The organism is Zoogloea dura, assembly GCF_012927165.1.
Classification (GTDB): domain Bacteria; phylum Pseudomonadota; class Gammaproteobacteria; order Burkholderiales; family Rhodocyclaceae; genus Zoogloea; species Zoogloea dura.
Window position 1 is genome coordinate 74,498 of record NZ_JABBGA010000010.1, and the last position, 20,378, is coordinate 94,875.

At 64.9% G+C, this 20,378-nt stretch carries 18 protein-coding genes; 9 read left to right on the forward strand and 9 right to left on the reverse strand.

Annotation, left to right across the window (positions count from 1 at the left end; all coding sequences use genetic code 11):
- The first annotated feature begins 160 nt into the window (after positions 1 to 160).
- The 7 genes from HHL15_RS13695 (at position 161) to HHL15_RS13725 (ending at position 9,988) form a co-directional block, all read left to right on the forward strand.
- Complete coding sequence (locus HHL15_RS13695; RefSeq protein WP_169146347.1) at positions 161 to 985, forward strand: (Fe-S)-binding protein; 825 nt, start codon at positions 161 to 163, stop codon at positions 983 to 985.
- Entirely contained in the window at positions 982 to 1,656 is a 675-nt protein-coding gene (locus HHL15_RS13700; RefSeq protein ID WP_169146348.1) for a LutC/YkgG family protein, read from the forward strand. The genes HHL15_RS13695 and HHL15_RS13700 overlap by 4 nt, the downstream gene beginning before the upstream one ends.
- A complete protein-coding gene (locus tag HHL15_RS13705) occupies positions 1,653 to 3,104 on the forward strand; it encodes a LutB/LldF family L-lactate oxidation iron-sulfur protein (RefSeq protein ID WP_408065728.1) in 1,452 nt (483 codons plus the stop codon). The genes HHL15_RS13700 and HHL15_RS13705 overlap by 4 nt, the downstream gene beginning before the upstream one ends.
- 98 nt (positions 3,105 to 3,202) lie before the next feature.
- Positions 3,203 to 5,983, forward strand: a complete 2,781-nt coding sequence (locus tag HHL15_RS13710; RefSeq protein ID WP_169146349.1) for an FAD-binding and (Fe-S)-binding domain-containing protein — start codon at positions 3,203 to 3,205, stop codon at positions 5,981 to 5,983.
- A 120-nt stretch (positions 5,984 to 6,103) separates the two neighbouring features.
- Positions 6,104 to 7,750 (forward strand): L-lactate permease, encoded by a 1,647-nt coding sequence (gene lldP, locus HHL15_RS13715; protein WP_169146350.1) that lies wholly within the window; start codon positions 6,104 to 6,106, stop codon positions 7,748 to 7,750.
- A gap of 203 nt (positions 7,751 to 7,953) precedes the next feature.
- Positions 7,954 to 9,291, forward strand: a complete 1,338-nt coding sequence (locus HHL15_RS13720; RefSeq protein WP_169146351.1) for a sensor domain-containing protein — start codon at positions 7,954 to 7,956, stop codon at positions 9,289 to 9,291.
- 100 nt (positions 9,292 to 9,391) lie between these two features.
- Complete coding sequence (locus HHL15_RS13725; protein ID WP_169146352.1) at positions 9,392 to 9,988, forward strand: IPTL-CTERM sorting domain-containing protein; 597 nt, start codon at positions 9,392 to 9,394, stop codon at positions 9,986 to 9,988.
- A gap of 122 nt (positions 9,989 to 10,110) precedes the next feature.
- Here the strand turns inward: HHL15_RS13725 and HHL15_RS13730 are convergent, their stop codons facing one another.
- On the reverse strand, positions 10,111 to 11,946 hold the full coding sequence (locus HHL15_RS13730) for a sensor domain-containing diguanylate cyclase (protein ID WP_169146353.1): 1,836 nt from the start codon (positions 11,944 to 11,946) through the stop codon (positions 10,111 to 10,113).
- A 131-nt stretch (positions 11,947 to 12,077) separates the two neighbouring features.
- Here HHL15_RS13730 and HHL15_RS13735 point away from each other — a divergent pair, with 131 nt between their 5' ends.
- A complete protein-coding gene (locus HHL15_RS13735) occupies positions 12,078 to 13,406 on the forward strand; it encodes a voltage-gated chloride channel family protein (protein WP_169146354.1) in 1,329 nt (442 codons plus the stop codon).
- A 21-nt stretch (positions 13,407 to 13,427) separates the two neighbouring features.
- On the opposite strand, the gene HHL15_RS13740 is transcribed toward HHL15_RS13735, so the two are convergent.
- The 8 genes from HHL15_RS13740 to HHL15_RS13775 all read right to left on the reverse strand — a co-directional run bounded on the left by HHL15_RS13740 (position 13,428) and on the right by HHL15_RS13775 (position 19,035).
- Positions 13,428 to 14,042 (reverse strand): DUF1294 domain-containing protein, encoded by a 615-nt coding sequence (locus tag HHL15_RS13740; protein ID WP_169146355.1) that lies wholly within the window; start codon positions 14,040 to 14,042, stop codon positions 13,428 to 13,430.
- A gap of 129 nt (positions 14,043 to 14,171) precedes the next feature.
- Positions 14,172 to 14,336, reverse strand: coding sequence for a hypothetical protein (locus HHL15_RS13745; protein ID WP_169146356.1), 165 nt, complete (start codon positions 14,334 to 14,336; stop codon positions 14,172 to 14,174).
- Between the two features lie 731 nt (positions 14,337 to 15,067).
- Positions 15,068 to 15,604, reverse strand: coding sequence for an REP-associated tyrosine transposase (locus HHL15_RS26540; RefSeq protein ID WP_169146357.1), 537 nt, complete (start codon positions 15,602 to 15,604; stop codon positions 15,068 to 15,070).
- Between the two features lie 45 nt (positions 15,605 to 15,649).
- On the reverse strand, positions 15,650 to 16,291 hold the full coding sequence (locus HHL15_RS13755; protein ID WP_169146358.1) for a hypothetical protein: 642 nt from the start codon (positions 16,289 to 16,291) through the stop codon (positions 15,650 to 15,652).
- A 415-nt stretch (positions 16,292 to 16,706) separates the two neighbouring features.
- Positions 16,707 to 16,985, reverse strand: coding sequence for a CPCC family cysteine-rich protein (locus HHL15_RS13760; RefSeq protein ID WP_169146359.1), 279 nt, complete (start codon positions 16,983 to 16,985; stop codon positions 16,707 to 16,709).
- 230 nt (positions 16,986 to 17,215) lie between these two features.
- Positions 17,216 to 17,680, reverse strand: a complete 465-nt coding sequence (locus HHL15_RS13765; RefSeq protein ID WP_169146360.1) for a DUF805 domain-containing protein — start codon at positions 17,678 to 17,680, stop codon at positions 17,216 to 17,218.
- Positions 17,681 to 17,790: 110 nt separating this feature from the next.
- Complete coding sequence (locus HHL15_RS13770) at positions 17,791 to 18,372, reverse strand: cold shock domain-containing protein (RefSeq protein WP_169146361.1); 582 nt, start codon at positions 18,370 to 18,372, stop codon at positions 17,791 to 17,793.
- Between the two features lie 276 nt (positions 18,373 to 18,648).
- Positions 18,649 to 19,035 carry a hypothetical protein gene (locus HHL15_RS13775; protein ID WP_169146362.1) on the reverse strand — a complete coding sequence of 129 codons (387 nt, stop codon included), beginning with the start codon at positions 19,033 to 19,035 and terminating at the stop codon, positions 18,649 to 18,651.
- Positions 19,036 to 19,533: 498 nt separating this feature from the next.
- On the opposite strand from HHL15_RS13775, the gene HHL15_RS13780 reads away from it, so the two are divergent.
- Positions 19,534 to 20,310, forward strand: a complete 777-nt coding sequence (locus HHL15_RS13780) for a ferredoxin--NADP reductase (protein ID WP_169146363.1) — start codon at positions 19,534 to 19,536, stop codon at positions 20,308 to 20,310.
- Positions 20,311 to 20,378: the final 68 nt, after the last annotated feature.

A 20,378-nucleotide genomic window follows, 5' to 3' on the forward strand; every position in this document is an offset into this window, starting at 1 on the left:
TGAATCATCTACAAGATTGACTTGGCTGATGACTGAGCGTAAATTTTCGACATGCACGGCAAATTGGTCTTACCAATTTACCGAATGATTGGACCACATAACCGGAAGCCGCCCCCGAAGAACACCTTCTTCGACCACGGCAAGACGGGAGAGGAGACCCATGAGCAGCCCAAGCCACGGCGCGAACACCCCGCGCACCTACCCGTCCCGCCCCCAGGCGGTGTACTTCTATGGCACCTGCCTGGTGGACATGTTCGTCCCCGAGGCCGGCATGGACGCCATCACCCTCCTGGAACGCGAAGGCATCCGCGTCATCTTCCCGGACAACCAGACCTGCTGCGGCCAGCCGGCCTTCACCAGCGGCTTTCCGGACGAAGCGCGCCGGGTGGTCGAAGCGCAACTCGACCTGTTCCCCGGCAACCACCCCATCGTGGTGCCCTCCGGCTCCTGCGCCGGCATGATCCGCTGGCACTGGGAAAAGGTCTGCGCCGGCGACCCAGCCCTCAAGGCCCGCGCCGAAGCGATCTCCGCCCGCACCTATGAGCTCGCCGAATTCCTGCTCCATGTGCTCGGCTTCAACCGCAAGGACGAAGGCCCCGCCACCACCGTCACCCTGCACACCTCGTGCTCGGCGCGCCGCGAGATGGGCACCCACCTTGTGGGCCGCGAGCTGTTGGCCCGCCTCGGCAACGTCACGCTGGCCCACCACGATCACGAATCGGAATGCTGCGGCTTCGGCGGCACCTTCTCCCTCAAGCATCCCGACGTCTCCACCGCCATGGTCAGCGACAAGGTCGCCTCGCTGAAGGCAACGGGCGCCAGCCAGCTGGTCACCGCCGACTGCGGCTGCATGCTCAACATCACCCAGCGCGCCGCCCGTGAAGACCAGGACGCCGGCCGGGCCTGCGCCTCCCTGCCCGGCGAGCACCTCGCCACCTTCCTGCTCCGGCGCACCGGCGGCAGCCCCTGCGGAGATCAGAAATGAGCGCCCGCGAACGCATCCTGGCCAAGCTGCGGAAGGCCCAGCCTGAACTGCCGCAGCACCTGCCCAGCCTCGACGCCCACTACGCCCCCCGCGTCCGTGGCGAATCGCGGCAGGAGCGCCTGGCGCGCTTCCGCACCGGCATCGAGGGCTTCCATGCCGACGTGCACATCAGCACCGCCGGCAACTGGCCCCAGGTGCTGGCCACCCTGTGCGCCGAAAAGAACATCCAGACCCTGATGTACGGCGCCGCCACACCGGCCGCCGCGCAGCTTGAAGCAACGGCCTTCGGCGGCACCACCCTGCGGCCCTGGGCCGGCCAGTTCGAGGATCTCAAGGCCGACCTGTTCCACCGCGTGGATGCCGGCTTCACCCTGGCCCGTGGCGCCATCGCCGAAACCGGCTCGCTGATCCTGTGGCCGTCGGGCGACGAACCACGCACCCTGTCGCTGATCCCGCCGATCCACTTCGTGCTGCTCGACGCGGCCACCGTCCACCCCACCTTCTACGATGCCCTGGTCAACGAGAACTGGGCTGCCGGCCTGCCCACCAACGCCTTGCTGATCTCCGGCCCGTCCAAGACCGCCGACATCCAGCAGACCCTGGCCTACGGCGCCCACGGCCCCAAGGAACTGATCGTCATCGTCATTAACGTGGAAGGAGGCACTGTATGAGCAGCCCCGCCCAGCAGAGCGCCGGCAAGCCCGTCGCCTTCGTCTCAGCGCAGGCCCTGCGCGCGCGCATGCACGATGCGGTGAACGACCCTCACCTGCGCCAGAGCTTCCGCGGTGCCATGGACTTCCTGATGGCCAAGCGCGCCGCCCAGTTTCCCGACCAGGGCGAACTGGACTCTCTGCGCAGCCTGTCCGAATCGATCCGCCAGTACAGCCTGTCGAAGCTGCCCGACCTGCTCGAGCAGCTCGAAGCCAACCTGACCCGCAATGGCGTGCAGGTGCACTGGGCCGAAACCCCCGAAGAAGCCAACGCCATCATGCTGGGCATCGCCCAGCGCCACGCGGCCAGGCTGATCGTCAAGGGCAAGTCGATGGTCAGTGAGGAGATCGAGTTCAACCACGCCATGGAAGCCGCCGGCGTCGGGGCCCTCGAGTCGGACATGGGCGAGTACATCGTCCAGCTCGCCGGCGAAAAGCCCTCCCACATCATCATGCCGGCGATCCACCAGACCAAGCAGCAGATCGCCAAACTGTTCGCCGAGCACATCCCCGGCGTGGATTACACCGACAACGTGGATGCCCTCATCCAGATCGGCCGCCGGGTACTGCGCGAAAAGTTCGAAGTCGCCGACATCGGCCTCTCCGGCGTCAATTTCGCGGTGGCCGAAACCGGCACCCTGTGCCTCGTCGAGAACGAAGGCAACGGCCGCATGTGCACCACCGTACCCAAGGTGCACATCGCCATCACCGGCATCGAGAAAGTGGTCGAGAAGCTGGAGCACGTCGCCCCGCTGTTCTCCATCCTCACCCGCTCGGCCACCGGTCAGGCCGTGTCCACCTACTTCAACATGATCTCCGGCCCGCGCCGGGGCGAAGACAAGGACGGCCCGGAAGAGGTGCACCTCGTCCTCCTCGACAACGGCCGCAGCCAGGCCTATGCCGACGAGCAATTGCGCAAGACGCTGCAGTGCATCCGCTGCGGCGCCTGCATGAACCACTGCCCGGTCTACACCCGGATCGGCGGCCATGCCTACGGGACCACCTACCCCGGCCCCATCGGCAAGATCATCTCGCCCCACATGATGGGGCTCGAACAGACCCACCTGCTGCCCACCGCCTCCAGCCTGTGCGGTGCCTGCGGCGAAGTCTGCCCGGTGAAGATCCCCATCCCCGAGCTGCTGATCCGCCTGCGCGGCGAAGCCAACAGCGCCCCCCACGCCAATCCGGCGATGGTCGGCCAGGGCGCCGCCTACGATCCCAAGATCAGCCTGTTGTGGAAGCTGTGGGCACGCCTGTATGCCCGCCCCGCCACCTACCGGGCCTTCACCTGGCTGGCGACCCGCTTCCGGGCCCTGACCCCGACGCAGCAAAGCGGCTGGACCGCTGCCCGCACGCCGCTCAAGCCCGCCTCGCGAAGGTTGAGAGACATGGTCAAGGACCGACGCTAGCGCCAATCAGGCGCTGTATTCAGGCGCCGAGGGCGGCTGAAGCCGCCCCTACATCACCCCCAAGAGTTCAACCCTAATCCCTGACGGGAGGACCCGCCATGTCCGCTCTCATCGACGCCCTGCGCCAAAGGCTCTCCGCCGAGCGCGTCATCACCGACGAACTTCGCCGCCTTGCCTACGGCACCGACGGCAGCTTCTACCGGCTCATCCCCGAAGTGGTGGCCGTGGTCAACGACGAAGCCGAAGTGCGCGACGTGGTGGACATTGCCCGCCGCAACGAGCGCCCCGTCACCTTCCGCGCCGCCGGCACCAGCTTGTGCGGCCAGGCGGTGACCGACGGAGTCCTGGTGCTGCTGGGCGAGGGCCTGGCCACCTGCCGCATCAGCAGTGACGGCCTCAGCGTGGCAGTGGGCCCGGCCATCATCGGCGCCGAGGTCAATCGCCGCCTGGCCCCCCTGGGCCGCAAGATCGGCCCCGATCCGGCCTCGATCAACGCCGCCAAGATCGGCGGCATGGCCGCCAACAACAGCTCGGGCATGTGTTGCGGCACCGCCCAGAACAGCTACAACACCCTGGCCTCGATCCGCGTCATCCTCGCCGACGGCACCCTGCTCGACACCGGCGACGCCGCCAGCGTGGCCGCCTTCCGCAGCAGCCACGCGGCCCTGCTCGCCCACCTCGGCAGCCTGGCCGCGCAGGTGCGCGCCGACGCCGCCCTGGCCAACCGGATCCGCAGCAAATACAAGATCAAGAACACCACCGGCTACAGCCTCAACGCCCTGGTGGACTTTGCCGACCCGGTGGACATCCTCGCCCACCTCATGATCGGCTCGGAAGGCACCCTCGGCTTCATCGCCGGCGTCACCTACAACACCGTCCCCGAATACGCCCACAAGGCCAGCGCCCTGGCCTTCTTCCCCGACATGGAGACCGCCTGCCGCGCCGTGGCCGGCCTCAAGTCCCGCCCGGTGGATGCGGTGGAGCTGCTCGACCGCGCCTCCCTGCGCTGCGTCGCCGACAAGCCGGGCATGCCCGCCCTGCTCAAGACCCTGCCCGACGGCGTCACCGCCCTGCTCATCGAGACCCGCGCCCCCGGCGCCACCGAGTTGCAGGTCCGCATCGCCTCCGTGCTCGAAGAGCTGCACGCCTACCCGCTCATCGAAGCCCCCGCTTTCACCACCGACCCGGCCGAGATCGAGCGCCTGTGGAACGTGCGCAAGGGCACCTTCCCCGCCGTCGGCGCCGTGCGCAAGCCCGGCACCACGGTGATCATCGAGGACGTGGCCGTCGCCGTGCCCGACCTGGCCGCCGCCTGCCTCGACCTTCAGCACCTTTTCGCCAAGCACGGCTACCACGAGGCCATCATCTTCGGCCACGCCCTGGAGGGGAACGTCCACTTCGTGTTCACCCAGGACTTCGGCATCGAATCCGAGGTGGCCCGCTACGCCGCCTTCATGGATGACCTCTGCGCGGTGCTGGTGGCCAAGTACGACGCCTCCCTCAAGGCCGAGCACGGCACCGGCCGCAACATGGCCCCCTTTGTCGAACTCGAATGGGGCGCCCAGGCCTACGCCCTGATGAAGGAGATCAAAGCCCTGTTCGACCCGGAAGGCCTGCTCAACCCCGGCGTCATCATCAATGACGACCCCCAGGCCCACCTCAAGCACCTCAAGCCCATGCCTGCCGCCGGCCAGCTCTACGCCCCGGTGGACCGCTGCATCGAATGCGGCTTCTGCGAGCCCCAGTGCCCGTCCCACGGCCTCACCCTGTCGCCGCGCCAGCGCATCGTCGGCTGGCGCGAACTGTCCCGCCGCCAGGCTGCCGGCGAAGCCCCCGGCCAGCTCGGCGAGGACTACCTCTACATGGGCCTCGACACCTGCGCCACCTGCGGCCTGTGCTCCACGGCCTGCCCGGTGGGCATCGAGACCGGCGCCCTGACCCGTGCCGTGCGCGGTGAAAAGCTCTCCAGCGTGGCCCGCAGCCTCGGCCAGGTGGCCGCCAACCACTTCGGCGCCACCCAGGCCCTGGCCCGCACCGCCATCAAGGCCGGCCACCTCGCCGAAGCCATCGTCGGCACCAAGGCCTTGTCGCGCCTCACCGGCGGCGCCTGGAAGGCCCACATGCCGACGCCCCAGCCGCCGGGCCGCGCCTCGCGCAGCAGCGGCGACAAGATCGTGTACTTCCCCACCTGCGCCGGCCGCATGTTCGGCGCCGACACCCCCGAACACGCCCTCTCGGCCACCGTCATCCGCGTGCTGGAGCGGGCCGGCTACGCGCCCATCGTGCCCGACAACGTCAACAGCCTGTGCTGCGGCCAGTCCTTCGCCAGCAAAGGCCTCGAAGCCGACGCCGACCGCAAGTCCGCCGAACTGGAAGCCGCCCTGCTCAAGGCCAGCAACAACGGCGAGTACCCCGTGGTGCTCGACGCCAGCGCCTGCTCCCTGCGCATGAAGACCTTCCTGGCCCAGCGCCTCAAGGTGTACGACCTGGTGGAGTTTGCCCACGACGCCCTGCTGCCGCGCCTGATGCTGCACAAGAAGGCCGACCCGGTGCTGGTGCACCTCAACTGCTCGGCCCGCCGCATGGGCTTCGAAAGCAAACTCCGGCAGCTCGCCAGCGCCTGCGCCGACCAGGTGGTGCTGCCCGCCGAGGTGAAGTGCTGCGGCTTCGGCGGCGACCGCGGCTTCGTGGTGCCCGAACTCAACGCCCACGCCCTGCGCAAGCTCCACGCCGACGTGCCGGCCGGCTGCTGCGGCGGCTACTCCAGCAACCAGACCTGCGAAATCGGCCTCACCAACGCCACCGGCCTGCCCTACCGCTCCATCGTCCATCTGCTCGACGAATGCAGCGCCGAAGCCACCCGCCTGGCCACCTGCTGACTGAACACCCTTGCAACCCAATAAAAGCAGCAACACAAGCCGTACCGACGACACCCGTAGCCAACCTTCGTAGCAATAGCCAAAGCCATACCCACCGCATTCACCAAGGAGGAAACACGAATGCAACCCTGGATGCAGATTTACGACCCGCTGGGCAACCTCTGGTTGTCCTCGCTGGTCGCCGCACTACCCATCATCTTCTTCTTCGTCGCGCTCGCCGTACTGCGCCTGAAGGGACACGTGGCCGGCACCATCACCGTGGCCATCTCCTTGGCCGTGGCCATCTTCTTCTACAAGATGCCGGTGCAGATGGCCCTGGCTTCGGCCGGCTACGGCTTCCTGTATGGTCTGTGGCCCATCGCCTGGATCATCATCGCGGCGGTGTTCCTCTACAAGATCACCGTCAAGACCGGCCAGTTCGACATCATCCGCGCCTCGGTCGTCTCCATCACCGATGACCAGCGCCTGCAGATGCTGCTCGTCGGCTTCTCCTTCGGCGCCTTCCTGGAAGGTGCGGCGGGCTTCGGCGCCCCGGTGGCGATCACCGCCGCCCTGCTGGTGGGCCTGGGCTTCAACCCGCTCTACGCCGCCGGCCTGTGCCTCATCGCCAACACCGCCCCGGTGGCCTTCGGCGCCATGGGCATCCCCATCATCGTGGGTGGCCAGGTGACCGGCATCGACCCCTTCAAGATCGGCCAGATGGCCGGCCGCCAGCTCCCGCTGCTGTCGGTGATCGTGCCCTTCTGGCTGGTCGCCATGATGGACGGCTGGCGCGGCATCAAGGAAACCTGGCCCGCCATCCTGGTCGCCGGCCTGAGCTTTGCCGTGACCCAGTTCTTCACCGCCAACTACATCGGACCGGAACTGCCGGACATCACCTCCGCGCTGGTCAGCCTGATCTGCCTCACCCTCTTCCTGAAGAACTGGAAACCCAAGCGCATCTTCCGCTTCGACAACCAGCACCACGCCGAACTGGGCGAAGACAGCCACCACAGCTTCGGCCAGATCGCCAAGGCCTGGTCGCCCTTCGTCATCCTGACCATCATGGTCACCATCTGGAGCCTCAAGCCCTTCAAGGCCCTGTTCGCCAAGGACGGCCCCCTGTACTCGCTGGTGTTCCAGTTCCCGGTGCCGATGCTCGACAAGCTGGTCATCAAGATGGAGCCGATCGTCGCCAAGGCCACGCCCTACGCCGCGGTGTACAAGCTGGACATCCTCTCCGCCACCGGCACCGCCATCTTCCTGGCGGCCATCATCAGCATGCTCGTGCTGGGCATGCGCAGCAGCGACGCCGCCAAGGCCCTGAAGGAGACCGTGGTCGAGCTGAAGCGCCCGATCTACTCCATCGGCATGGTGCTGGCCTTCGCCTTCGTGGCCAACTACTCCGGCCTGTCCGCCACCCTGGCCCTGCTGCTGGCCGGTACCGGCGCGTTGTTCCCCTTCTTCAGCCCCTTCCTGGGCTGGCTGGGTGTGTTCCTCACCGGCTCGGACACATCGTCCAACGCCCTGTTCTGCTCCCTGCAGGCCACCACCGCCCACCAGGTCGGCGTGTCCGACACCCTGCTGGTGGCGGCCAACACCACCGGCGGCGTGACCGGCAAGATGATCTCGCCGCAGTCCATCGCCGTGGCCTGCGCCGCCGTGGGCCTGGTTGGCAAGGAGTCGGACCTGTTCCGTTTCACCGTCAAGCACAGCCTGATGTTCGCCACCATGGTCGGCATCATCACCACCCTGCAGGCTTATGTGTTCACCTGGATGATCCCCTGATCACCAGACCTTTCTCTTCAGTATGGGGGTGATGCGTCCCCTGGGAGCCTTGACGGCGGCCGCACAAGCGGTCGCCGTTTTTTTATTGGCGGGCTTTCACATCCTGCAGCTTGCGGCAAGCACCATCCATCGGCGATGCTACACACGGGCCCCCGCCCCTGCCCCAACCACACGCTGCCGATAAGGTCTGACACCTCCTGCGCATGGACCAGCCCCTGCAAGACCGCCTCCCCAACTATGTGGACCTCCTGCTCGACGCGGTCTTTCTCGTCGATGCCGCAGGCCACATCATCTATGTCAACCGCGCCTGCGAGCGCATCTTCGGGTACACCCAGCGCGAGATGACCGGCCAGCTGATGGTGAGCTTCCTGCACCCCGAAGACCTGGTCCGAACCCACGAGGAATCCCTGCAGGTCATGGCCGGCTTTCCCCGGGTGGGTTTCGAGAACCGCTACATCCACAAGCACGGCCACATCGTCAACATCATGTGGTCGGCGCGCTGGTCCGAAGCCGACCAGCTACGCATCGGCGTGGCCCGCGACGTCACCGGGCAGAAGCTGGCCGAGGCCCTGCAGGCCGCCACCTACGCCGTGTCCGAAGCCGCCCACAGCGCCAAGGACCTGGACAGCCTGTTCTCCCTGATCCACGCCATCATCGCCCGCTGCGTACCGCTGGCCGGCCTGGCCGTGGCCACCTGCATGCACCACCCCGACCGGCTCGAGTTTCCCTATCAGCGCAACGACGATGGCGACAACGGCGACGACCTGCTCCTCCATGAAGCCACCGCCCGCAAGCTGTGCGAAGAAGTCCTGCACAGTGGCCAACCCCTGCAGCTCACCCACGACGCGCTGGCCGCGCCCTCCGGCGTCGATGCCGCCGCCAAGGGCGCCAGCGCCTGGCTCATCCTCCCCCTCGTCGCCCAGCACGAAACCATCGGCGTGCTGATCCTCAAGGCCCGCCCCGGCGCCCGCTATTCGGACAAGGACAGGGAGCTCCTGCACTTCGTATCGGCCCAGGTCGCCACTGCCATCGAACGGGGCCGGCTCAAGGCCAGGCTGCTGCGCGCCGCCCAGTACGACGACCTCACCAATCTGCCCAACCGCCGCCTCTTCCACGACCGCCTGAGCACCGCCCTGGCCCGCAGCAAGCGCCGGCAGCACCCGATGGCCCTGCTCTACATCGACATCGACGACTTCAAGCACGTCAACGACACCCTCGGGCACAGTGCCGGCGACCGCCTGCTGCAGCACATCGCACGCAGCCTCGAAGGCTGCGTGCGCAAGGCCGACACCGTCGCCCGCCTGGGCGGCGATGAATTCGTGATCATTCTGGAAGACATTCACGGCCCCCACGACGCCCTCGCCGTGATCGAAAAGATTCGCAGTGCCCTGCACGCCGCCTGCGTCATCGACGGCACCACGCTGCACACCGCCGCCAGCATCGGCCTGGCCCTCTACCCCGAACACGGAAGCGAGGCCGAAGAACTGCTCAGGCACTCCGACAGCCGGATGTACCACGAGAAGACCGGCCCGGCCCCCTGACCGACCCGTACTTTCATCACATAAGCTAGTCCAATAATGTTGGAAATTGTTTCTTACCTGATATTCTGTGAACAAATTCACTACATACAGGGAACAAAAAATGCGTGTCGCGATCGGTGGCGTCCTCTTTGCAAGCGCTCTTGGCATGGCCTCTGCCGCCAACGCAGCGGTCACTGTCACAGGGACTTTTGACGGAACCGAAGCCACCATGAATGGTCGGCTCTTCCGCGACGGGACTGCCTCGACCTGTTCTCCCACCAAAGCCTACCCCGGGATCAGCGGCGCAGGCAGCGCCCGCGCCTACCGCACCGACACCGTCTACAACAACGGCCCCGCCCAGTGCGTGACCGTCGCTTTCGATGTGGGCACCTGCGGCACCAACGTTCACCTCGTCGCCTACGCCGGCAGCTTCAACCCTGCCGACCTGTCGCAGAACTTCATCGGCGACGTGGGCAGTTCGTCATCCCAGTCCTTCAGCTTCACGGCCCCCGCCGACAGCGCCATCGTCATCATGGCCCAGGACAACAACGGCGTGGCCGCTCGCTGCACCTACAGCTTCACCTCGACAGAACTGTTCCCGACTCCGGTGCTGTCCCCGACGGCCATTCCGACCCTGTCCCAATGGGGCATGATCATCATGTCCGCCATGCTTGGCCTGGCCGCCTTTGGCGCAATCCGCCGCAACGACCGCTCCTGAACGAATCCCCACGGCCGGGCTGGGCCCGCGCCCATCCATCGCGCGGCTTGCCCGGAAGCGGCAACACAAAGGGGGCGATCATCGCCCCCTTTGTCCATCCATCCCCTGCCCCCCAGCCCACCTCACTGCGGCGCCATCACCACCCGGTTGCGGCCTTGCTCCTTGGCTTCGTACAAGGCTTCATCGGCCAGGCGGATCAGCCGCTCGGCCACCTTGTTGCTGTCCGGCACCAGCACCGCCACACCGAAGCTCGCCGTCACCACGCCGCAGGGCGACCCGGCGTGGGGGATCTCCAGCTGCTCGACGCCGGCGCGCAGCCGCTCGGCCAGCACCGCCATCCCCGCCGCGTCCGACGACGCCGCGATCACCGCGAATTCCTCGCCGCCGTAGCGCGCGCACAGATCCCCCGGGCGATGCACGCCGGCCTCCAGCACCGCCGCCACCCGGCGCAGGCAATCGTCGCCGGCCAGGTGCCCGTAGTAGTCGTTGTACTGCTTGAAGTGATCCACATCGATCATGATCAGCGCCAGCGGCCGGCGCGCCCGGCAGGCCCGCGACAGTTCGCCCTGCAGCGCCTCGTCGAAGCAGCGCCGGTTGGCCAGCCCGGTCAGGCCGTCGGTATCCGAACGGCGCGCCAGCTCCAGGTTGGCCTCTTCGAGTTCGGCGGTGCGCGCCGCCACCTCGTGCTCCAGGTTCGCCGTGTGATAGCGCACCCCGTCCGCCATCAGGTGCAGGGCGCGCGACAAGGCTTCCACCTCGGCGATCGCGCTGGCGCCGGGCGCCACCTCGCGCCACTCGCCATGCCCCAGGCGGGCGGCCCAGGCGCCCAGCGCTTCGAGCGGGCGCGCCACCCGGCGGCTCACCACCAGGGCCACCGCCACGCTCAGGACCAGGATCGCCGCGCTGAACAGCGCCGTGTTGAAGAGCAGGCTGCGCGACGGCGCGTCCACCCGGCTCTGCGGCAGCACCACGCCTATCGTCAGCGTCGGCCCGTCGGGCAGCGGATAGGCCCACCAGTCGAGCAGGTAGGTCTGCCCGGCCACATCCCGGAAGGCCCTCCCCTTGAGCTGGTCCGCTTCCTTCACCACCCGGCTGGCGGCACTGATCAGCGGGTTGGGGCTCTCGGTTGCGCGGATGCGGCGGGTCTGATCGGCCTGCAGCTCATACAGCGGCTCCAGCGTGGAAGCCGCCAGCAGGTCTCCCGCCTCATCCATCAGGAAGGCCGTGCCGCCCAGGTCGCGGGTGATCCCGGCGAGCAGCTCGCTCAACTGAGTCAGGGCCACGTCGGCCGTCACCACGCCGATAAAACGGCCCGCCGCATCATGCAGGGGCGACGCCATCCCGATCCCCATCGCATCGTAGGCACCCTTGGGGTCATTGATCGCGTAACGGTAGGCCGGATACCAGCGCAGGCTGTCGCGCCCCATCGCCGCCTTGAACCACGGCCGGGTGCGCGCATCGAAGTGCGGATTGCCCCAGGCGATGAACTCGCCGCGCCGGTCGTCGGCGCTCACCCGGTACAAGCCCATCTGCCGGCCATCCACCTGCGTCGCCTGCAACAGGCGCAGAGCCCGGTCCTCGCCCTGCACCGGGCGGCTGGCCGAGAAGTATTCGCCCTCCGCCGTGCCCACCGACAGGAAGGTCAGCAAAGGCTGCTGGCGCAGCTGCAGCAGGAAGTTGCGCTGCATGCCCTCGCTGTCCGCCGGGTTCAGCACGCCGGCCCGGAACTGCTCGGCATTGAAGCGCACCACCCGCTGCGGCACATCGAAGAACTGCAGCACCTTGTCGTACACTCGCGCGCTCACCTCGCTCGCCAGCTGCTCCTGGAACTGCACGGCCGAACGCTGCGCGGTGAGGTAGTAGAACCACGCCTGCACCGCCACCATCGGCACCACCACCAACAGGAGCGCCAACACCAGGAGGCGTTGCAGGGTGATCGGGCGGGAACGGGAAAACATGGAAGCAGCTCGGGTCGCAAAGTCGTCCCGAAGGTAACACGATGGCGCAGCGGCAAAAACCAACAAAGGCGCACTTCCGGCCCGCGCAGCGCTTACATTTCAGGTTTGCCCCACACCGCAACTGAACACGCATGAAACCCTCGAAGCGCCCCGAACAGATCGACCTGCTGCCCTACCTGGGCAAGTGGATCCTGCTGGCCACCGCGGTTGCGGCCCTGGCGGGCTCGGCATCGGCCTTCTTCCTCATCGCCCTGGAGTGGGCCACCGACACCCGCAACGCCCATCGCGGACTGATCTGGCTGCTGCCGCTGGCCGGCTTCGTGGTGGGCTGGCTCTACCTCCGGTTTGGCCAACAGGTCGAAGCCGGCAACAACCTGCTCATCGACGAAATCCACGACCCCAGGAAGATCGTGCCCCTGCGCATGGCGCCACTGGTCCTGGGCGGCACGCTCATCTCCCACCTCTTCGGCGCCTCGGTCGGGCGGGAAGGCACGGCCGTGCAGATGGGCGGCGCGCTGGCCGACCAGCTCACCCGCCTCTTCAAGCTCAAGCATGAAGACCGCCGCATCATCCTGATGGCCGGCATCAGCGCGGGCTTCTCGTCGGTCTTCGGCACGCCGCTGGCCGGCGCAGTGTGGGCGCTGGAGGTGCTGGCCATCGGCCGCCTGCGCTACGACGCGCTGCTGGCCTGCACCGTCGCCGCCATCGTCGCCGACCAGGTGTGCGCTCTATGGGGCGTGCACCACACCCACTACCTCATCCCCCAGATCCCTCACCTCAGCGCCTGGGGCTTCTGTGCCATGGTGCTGGCCGGCATGGCCTTCGGCCTGGCCGGCAAGCTCTTTGCCGACGCCACCCACCTGCTCGGCGGCTGGGTGAAGAAGACCATCGCCTACGCGCCCCTGCGCCCCCTGCTGGGCGGCGCCATCCTGGCCGCGATCATCATGTATGGCAACACCGACCGCTACATCGGCCTCGGCATCCCGGTCATCCTAGAAGCCTTCGACAAGCCGCTGCCCGCCTACGACTTCCTCGGCAAGATGGCCTTCACGGTGTTCTCCCTCGGCGTCGGCTTCAAGGGCGGCGAAGTGACCCCGCTGTTCTACATCGGAGCCACCCTGGGCAACGCCCTCGCCCCCATCCTGCACATGCCCTTCCCCCTGCTCGCCGGCATCGGCTTCGTGGCGGTGTTTGCAGGCGCCGCCAACACGCCCATCGCCTGCACACTGATGGCCATGGAGCTGTTCGGCGCCGAGGTCGGCGTCTATGCCGGCATCGCCTGTGTCGTCAGCTACCTGTTCTCCGGGCACACCGGCATCTACCGCTCACAGCGCGTCGGCCAGGCCAAGCACAGCCCCGCCCCGGAAGGCATCAAGCTGGGCGAGCTGCCCGCCTACCGCAAACAACTCAAGGCCCAGGCCGCACAGGAAAACCGCAGCCCCGACGAAGCGGACAAATAGCCGCCCGGCCAGCCGCCGCCGTCACCCCCCACGCCAGCCCCGCAGCGCCCAGGACAACGCCACGAAGCCGGCAACATTCCCCAGCACCGACAACCAGAAGCGGGCCCGGAACGACGCCTTGCTCGACTTGTGACGCAACAACTGCTGCGCCACGATCGCCCCCGGCCAGCCCCCCAGCAAGCCGAGCCTCAGCAAGGTACTCTCCCGCACCCGCCGCCGCCCCTCCACCTGCGCCGCCGACTTGTCCTGGCCATACACCACGAAGCACACCAGGCTCATCAGCCCATACCAGCCCATCACCCAGGCCGGCAGCTTGAAGAAATGGGCCACCACCGCAGCCCCCACGAAGAATGCCGGGATCGCAAACAACGTCGCCGTCCCCCAGCGCACCGGGCTGCCGGACGGCGAAGGCCCGGCACGCCGCCGCGCCTTCAACAGCTCGACCCGCTTCGCCCGCTTCTTGCCCTCCGCGCTCAACTCCACCTCGAAACTCAAGGCCACCCCCACCTCCGGCCGCGCCGCGCGCGCCGGAAAGGCCTTGATATGCACAAAAACCTCCTGGCCGCCGTGCACAGGCTCGATAAAGCCAAAGCCACGGTCGTCGTTCCAGGTCTTGAGGATGCCTTCTTGGCGCATGGGGGTATGTGGAGCGGTTGAGGGGGTATTGGAAGACATTACAAAAAAGGGAGGGTCATGCTCCGGCATCGCAGCACGGGCGGGCGTGGCTTCATCGACTCACCCCCCGCCTTGCGCGCTTCAGGTCTTTCAAGCGTATTTGAAACTCAGATAAACCGCCCCGACAATCATCGCCACAAACAGCAAGCCCACAACGGTTCTGACAACACGCACCCACGCGTGACGCTTCGCCGCCTTCTCGGTCGCCACATCAAGGCTCGCCTCAATGGCGAGTTCAGTGATTTCATCGATCATCGTGTATTCCCCAACCCGTAGGTCGGGTTAGCGCAGCGTAACCCGACACCCCGCACCCAAACCTACTCATGCCCCACGCCTTCAAAACCCATTGCCCCGCGGCCCCAATCCGTCACGATGGTGAAAAAGGCACCGCCAAAAGCAATCGCGCGTCGATATTGCATGGGGAGATGTCGGGTTACGCTGCGCTAACCCGACCTACCGGGACTGACCCATGATGATCAATGGGAGTGATGACCACATGGCCTTGGAGGATTGGATGCGGGCACTACCGTGACAGCCCCCCGCAATCGCCTGGGCTTGGCAGACTCTCCAAAGCTCAGATCCACCAACAAGCTCTCACGGTCGAACCGGGCTGAACCCACCGCCTCTCGCACGCGCACACCACAGTGCCAGAGTTCCGCGCCAGGCCCGAAATTCGCCAGACTCTCCACGGGCCCCTTCAGCAGATAGGTCGTCTGCGTCTCATACACAGTGAAATCAAAAGGGATGTGCAGGTTACCCGTCCACCACGTACTCTCGCGCAACTCTATGGACATCACGGAAGGTGAGTCCGCGTGAAGGTATGCCGTTCCCTCCAGACCACCGCCCGACCAGAAGAAGCACGCGCTCAAGGGCAGGCACAGCAAAACGACAATGACACCTTGCACACCACGCATCACACTCTCCTCTCAGTCGCCAGCCCCGTAGGTCGGGTTAGCGCAGCGTAACCCGACACCCCGCACCCAAACCTACTCATGCCCCACGCCTTCAAAACCCATTGCCCCGCGGCCCCAATCTGACGCATACACTCCCGCCTCCACATAACGGCCGAAGCTGGAATAGGCCCATTCCAGCGGCGACAAGGCCAGGCCGTGCTTGACCGGGTTGTAATGAACGTAATCGACGTGCCGGGCAAAGTCGGCTTCGTCGCGTAGCTGATGTTCCCAATATCGATGCTGCCACAGGGCTTGCTCGCCCTTCTTCAGCCGCGCAGCGTCGGGCGCGCGCCGGAGTGTTTCCGGGCAATGTTTGGTGAATCCGGTCTTCATCAGGCGCCAGCGGGTAGAGAAGTCTGTATCGCCAGGCGGCAAGGTCCAGATGCAGTGAAGATGATCGGGCATGACGACGATGGCATCAACATGGAACGGACGTGACTGGCGGACGGACCGGAAGGCATCGCGCAAGGCATCGACAGCTTCATCCGAAGCCAGCACAGGACGCCGCCGATCCGTCACGACGGTGAAGAAGAAGCTGCCGCCGGGAACGATCGCGCGTCGATATTGCATGGGGAGGGTGTCGGGTTACGCTGCGCTAACCCGACCTACTTGGGCTCAAAAACTGACCAAAAATCGAGCCGGAGAGTAATTCCTGTTTTCGATAACAATCTCATCCCCACTTTCTATAACAGCCCCTTCTAGATGCCCCAGCAAGGTCGTACAGCACGGATCAACATGCAACTCAAAACTCTTCGTTGTTCCTAGGGCCGCACTGTTAAGCGTCACTAGGATCGAAACATTCTCCTTCACCGTCGTATTAATAACTGCAACATTTCCTGGCCCAAGAACAGCCTTGCGAAATGAAACTGTAATTGGAAGACTAGGCTTTTTCTCGACCTTCTCCTGCAACCTCGCATTGCGCGCCTCGACAGCTTCCTTTTCAGCCTTCACCGTCTCAACCTCGGCCTTCAACCTTTCAGATTCAACCTGCGCAGCCGCTGCTTGCACCTTAATCCGCTCGGTTTCAGCCTGCATTGCGCTGGTTTGAGCCCGAAGCTCTGCGAGCTTGGCTGCAGTCTCATCGGCGTTGACATGCTGATCACATCCACCAACCACCGTTACACAAAGAAGAACACACAGAACAAACCGCACGGCCCACCTCATCAAATGTGATTCACAAAACAAACACCATTGTCGATCAAGCACCAACTTTAAATCATCGCAAGCATGAGAGGAGCACAGAAAACGCTTCTTCATCACAGAATGAGCAAGTAATCATTGGGAAGCTCTTTTGAGAAACACACTAATTCAAAAATCTAGCCTCATCATCTTGACCGGATCTTCAACACCAAAAGGCAGAAGCTTAAACTAGAAAATCCAATTTATTCAATCAAGCTCTGCGACTCTTACACGCTTTTGATCTCAGCGCTCCTCGACAAGATGACGAATTTGCTCACGAAGGCTTTTTTCATCCTTAACGGCAGCCCCGTAGGTCGGGTTAGCGCAGCGTAACCCGACACCCCGCACTTAAACCTACTCATGCCCCACGCCTTCAAACCCCATTCCATCGCGCCCCCAATCCGTCACGACGGTGAAGAAGCTGCTGCCGCCGGGAGCGATGGCGCGTCGATATTGCATGGGGAGGTGTCGGGTTACGCTGCGCTAACCCGACCTACCGGGAGCAGATGGCGCGTGCCGCATAACGGTAGTTCTCGCGCGCAGGGACGGCAGCGACATTTGCTTTGAATTTGGCTGCACAAGCACCAAACATAAGGAAATTCTTTCGGCCGTCATGAAGCGTGAGGCCATGATTTGCGCAGGAGGCCTCATCAGGCTCCGAAACGCCAAAAGCGTCCTGCTCCCAGAAGCAGACAGGACAGATTTCATAGTCGTTGCCTTTCGGGATAGTGAAGTAATCACAGCAGTCGCATTGAGCAAGAGATTCGGACATGACGGGTTCCAACGTAAAGTGGATGTCAATTTTGCAGAGACTCTCGGGTTCGTGACGGATAACTTAATGGCGTTGATTGGTGCAGTACATTGCTTCCAAATTAGATTGTCGGACACTGCCAGTCCGCGTCCGGTACTAGATATTTCGCCAAATCCTGGAGGCGCTCCAAAAGTGCCAATGGCACCATGCGACTGCTTTCGGGTGACTTGACCACTGGCCGCCTCCGCCCCCTACCCGCCCCGCCCCTCAAACCTCTCCCCTTCCTCATTCCCCCTGCACGCCAGCCAATAAAACAACGGAATCAAGCCGATCACCGTCAGCGACAGCAATTGCCACCAGCCGCTTCTCCCGGTGTCATGCAGGCGTCGCGTCGCCGCAGCCAGGGAGGGTAGAAGAATTGCGAGGTTGATGAGGTTGGAGAGCTTGCCGGAGCGGTCGATGAGTTGGGCGCCCCAGATAAGCAGCCAGCAGAACAAAGCAAACCACCAGTATTCCGGCCGCCCTGCCCGTCCCTTGAAGTCCGCGTATTTGGATAGACAAGTCTTGATGGACTGGCCGAAGGTCATTGGTTCGGCGGCGTTCAGCGGAATGAGGCCGGGCTGCAGCGTTGTGCCGGCGGCCTGGAGGCTTGCGCCGCAGTGGGTGCAGAACTTTGCGTTATCGGGGGTTTGCTTGCCGCATTCGGGACAAAACATGTTTTCTTCCTGCCCCGTGTTGTGGTGCCAGGCAGCAAGCGGGGTCGTGTTGCCTGGGGGATGACATGCAGCGCGGTTTGTGGCGGCGCCTTGGTGACGGATTCAGGCGCTCACCCGCACCATTGTCTTTCGCAGGGCACGCCGTCGTTATTCCCATCCATCTTCACCCCCGGGCAATTCCTCAGGAACCACGTGGCCTCTGCGCAGGAGGTCATCTGCGTGCAATGGATGCGGCCGTCGCATTTGTAGGCCGGGGTGGCGGGGGCGTCGATGCGCGGGGTGCTGACGGGCCGGACAGGCGCCGCGTTGTCTTCCGCGGGGCTGACGAGGCTGTGCCCGGCCGTGGCGTGGCGGGTGTAGTAGGTGTAGGCGGCGTAGGCCAGGAGGCCGAAGACGATGAGCAGGATGAGCTGGCTGAAGAAGCCGCGGCTGCGCTTTTCGGGGTGGCGGGGGGAGGCCGGGTGGGGGTGGCTGCGTGGTGGCCGGTCGGGGCGTTGGAGGGCGTGGGCGCGCTTGGTGCCGTCTTCGCCGGTGATGATCTCGAAGCTGAGGCGTTCGCCCTGGACGGGGCGGCTGCCGTCGAGGGGGAAGGCGGAGATGTGCACAAAGACGTCGGGGCCGCCGTTGGTGGGGGCGATGAAACCGAAGCCGCGTTGGTCGTTCCAGCGGGCGAGGATGCCGTCGATGCGCATGTTGGGAGGCGGGCCGGGTTCCGGCGCTTGGCCGGGAGGAGTTTGGGGCTGAATATGTTTCAAGATGTTGGCCCAATCTTGGCACAGGGTTTGATGGGGGCTCTATGCACTGAGTCACTCGATGATGTTGCGCTATGCGATAGTGGTATGGGCAGATCAGGGGGTTGGAGGTGCCTGCCTGTGCAGGGGATGGGTGGGCCGATTGACGAGGCGGGCGGTCGAAGCCGCCTCCGTCGGGCCCTGTGGAGCCCGGCGAGGCCGAGGCGGAGCTTGCGATCAGGTGGTGGGTTCCGGGGGCGGTGCGACCGCCTTCGGGATGCGGACGGCGGCCTTGCGTTCGGATTTTTTCTTGAGGCCGAGGGCGGCCAGTTGGTCTGAATCGGGGCCGTAGAGGGCCTTGACCTGGTTCTTTACGCCGAGGATGGCGTCGTGGAAGGCCCACTGGGCTGCAATGGCGGCATCGCGAGCCGCGGCATGAGCATGCTGGGCGTGGAGTTCGGCCTCCTGGGTGGCCAGCAGGCGTTCATGCAGGTTGGTGACGTTGGGAAGGCTGAAGTCGGGGCTGAAGGGCTGGTAGTCGGGCATGACCTTGAGGGCCAGGTAGGCCTCGATGTCGGCCTGGGCGACCGCTCCGGGGAGCCAGCTGTTGCGGGTATTTGCCATGTATCCTCCGGCGCGCATTGTGGTTGATGGGATGAGGCGCGCCAGGGAATCCTACATGCCAATGTCTTTTATCCTCAATATGGCGAAATGCAAACAAGTGCTTCCATTCGATGTGGACGCCGCCAGGTTTCATGTTGCGGGCGCCATGAAGCACCTGGCGGTGTCTACATTGAATGCAGGCGCCGCTGGGAAGCATGTAGACCGGTCTACATTGAATGCAGAGACCGATATGTTCGATGCAGTGCTGTCTACATTCGATGTAGACAGCACTGGGAAGCATGTTGACCCGTCTACATTCAATGTTGCCCCGTCCACATCGAATGTAGACGGGGCAACATTGAATGTAGACGTCACCATGAAGCATGTAGACGGCGATGGACAATCCCCAGCCGCCGCCCCGCCTCATCGCTCACAGTTATAAGGTTATGAGTAATATCTGCTGCAGATTCAAGGCGCAATGGCGGATAATCACCGGCTTTCCGTTTGCAGCTCTTCGCCATGGCCGCGTATATCACCGAAAAAGTTCTGAGCGTTCACCACTGGAACGACACCCTGTTCTCCTTCACCACCACCCGCGACCGCTCGATCCGCTTCGAGAACGGCCAGTTCGTGATGATCGGCCTGGAGGTTGAAGGCAGGCCGCTGGTACGGGCGTACTCGATCGCCAGCGCGAACTACGAGGAGAACCTGGAGTTCTTCAGCATCAAGGTGCAGAACGGCCCGCTGACGTCGCGCCTGCAGCATCTGCAGCCGGGTGACGACCTGCTGGTGTCGCGCAAGCCCACCGGCACGCTGCTGCTGTCCGACCTGCTGCCGGGCAAGCACCTGTACCTGTTCTCCACCGGCACCGGCATGGCCGCCTTCATGAGCGTGATCCGTGACCTGGATGTGTACGAGCGCTTCGAGAAGGTGATCCTGGTGCATGGCGTGCGCCAGGTGAGCGAGCTGGCCTACCACGACTACATCACCAAGGAACTGCCCCACCACGAATACCTGGGCGAGGCCATTTCCGAGAAGCTGATCTACTACCCCACCGTGACCCGCGAGCCTTTCCGCAACCAGGGCCGCCTGACCGACCTGGTGGAGAGCGGCAAGCTGTTCGAGGACATCGGCCTGCCTCCGCTGGACCCGGCGGTCGACCGCGCCATGATCTGCGGCAGCGCGCCGATGCTGAAGGACAGCCGGGCGATGCTGGATGCACGCGGTTTCCGCATGTCGAAGCGCATCGGCGATCCGGCCGACTACGTGATCGAACACGCCTTCATCGAGAAGTAAGCCACGCGCCTTGCGGCGCGAAGCAAACGGGGGTGCTGCCTGGGCAGCACCCCCGTTGTGCTTTCCGG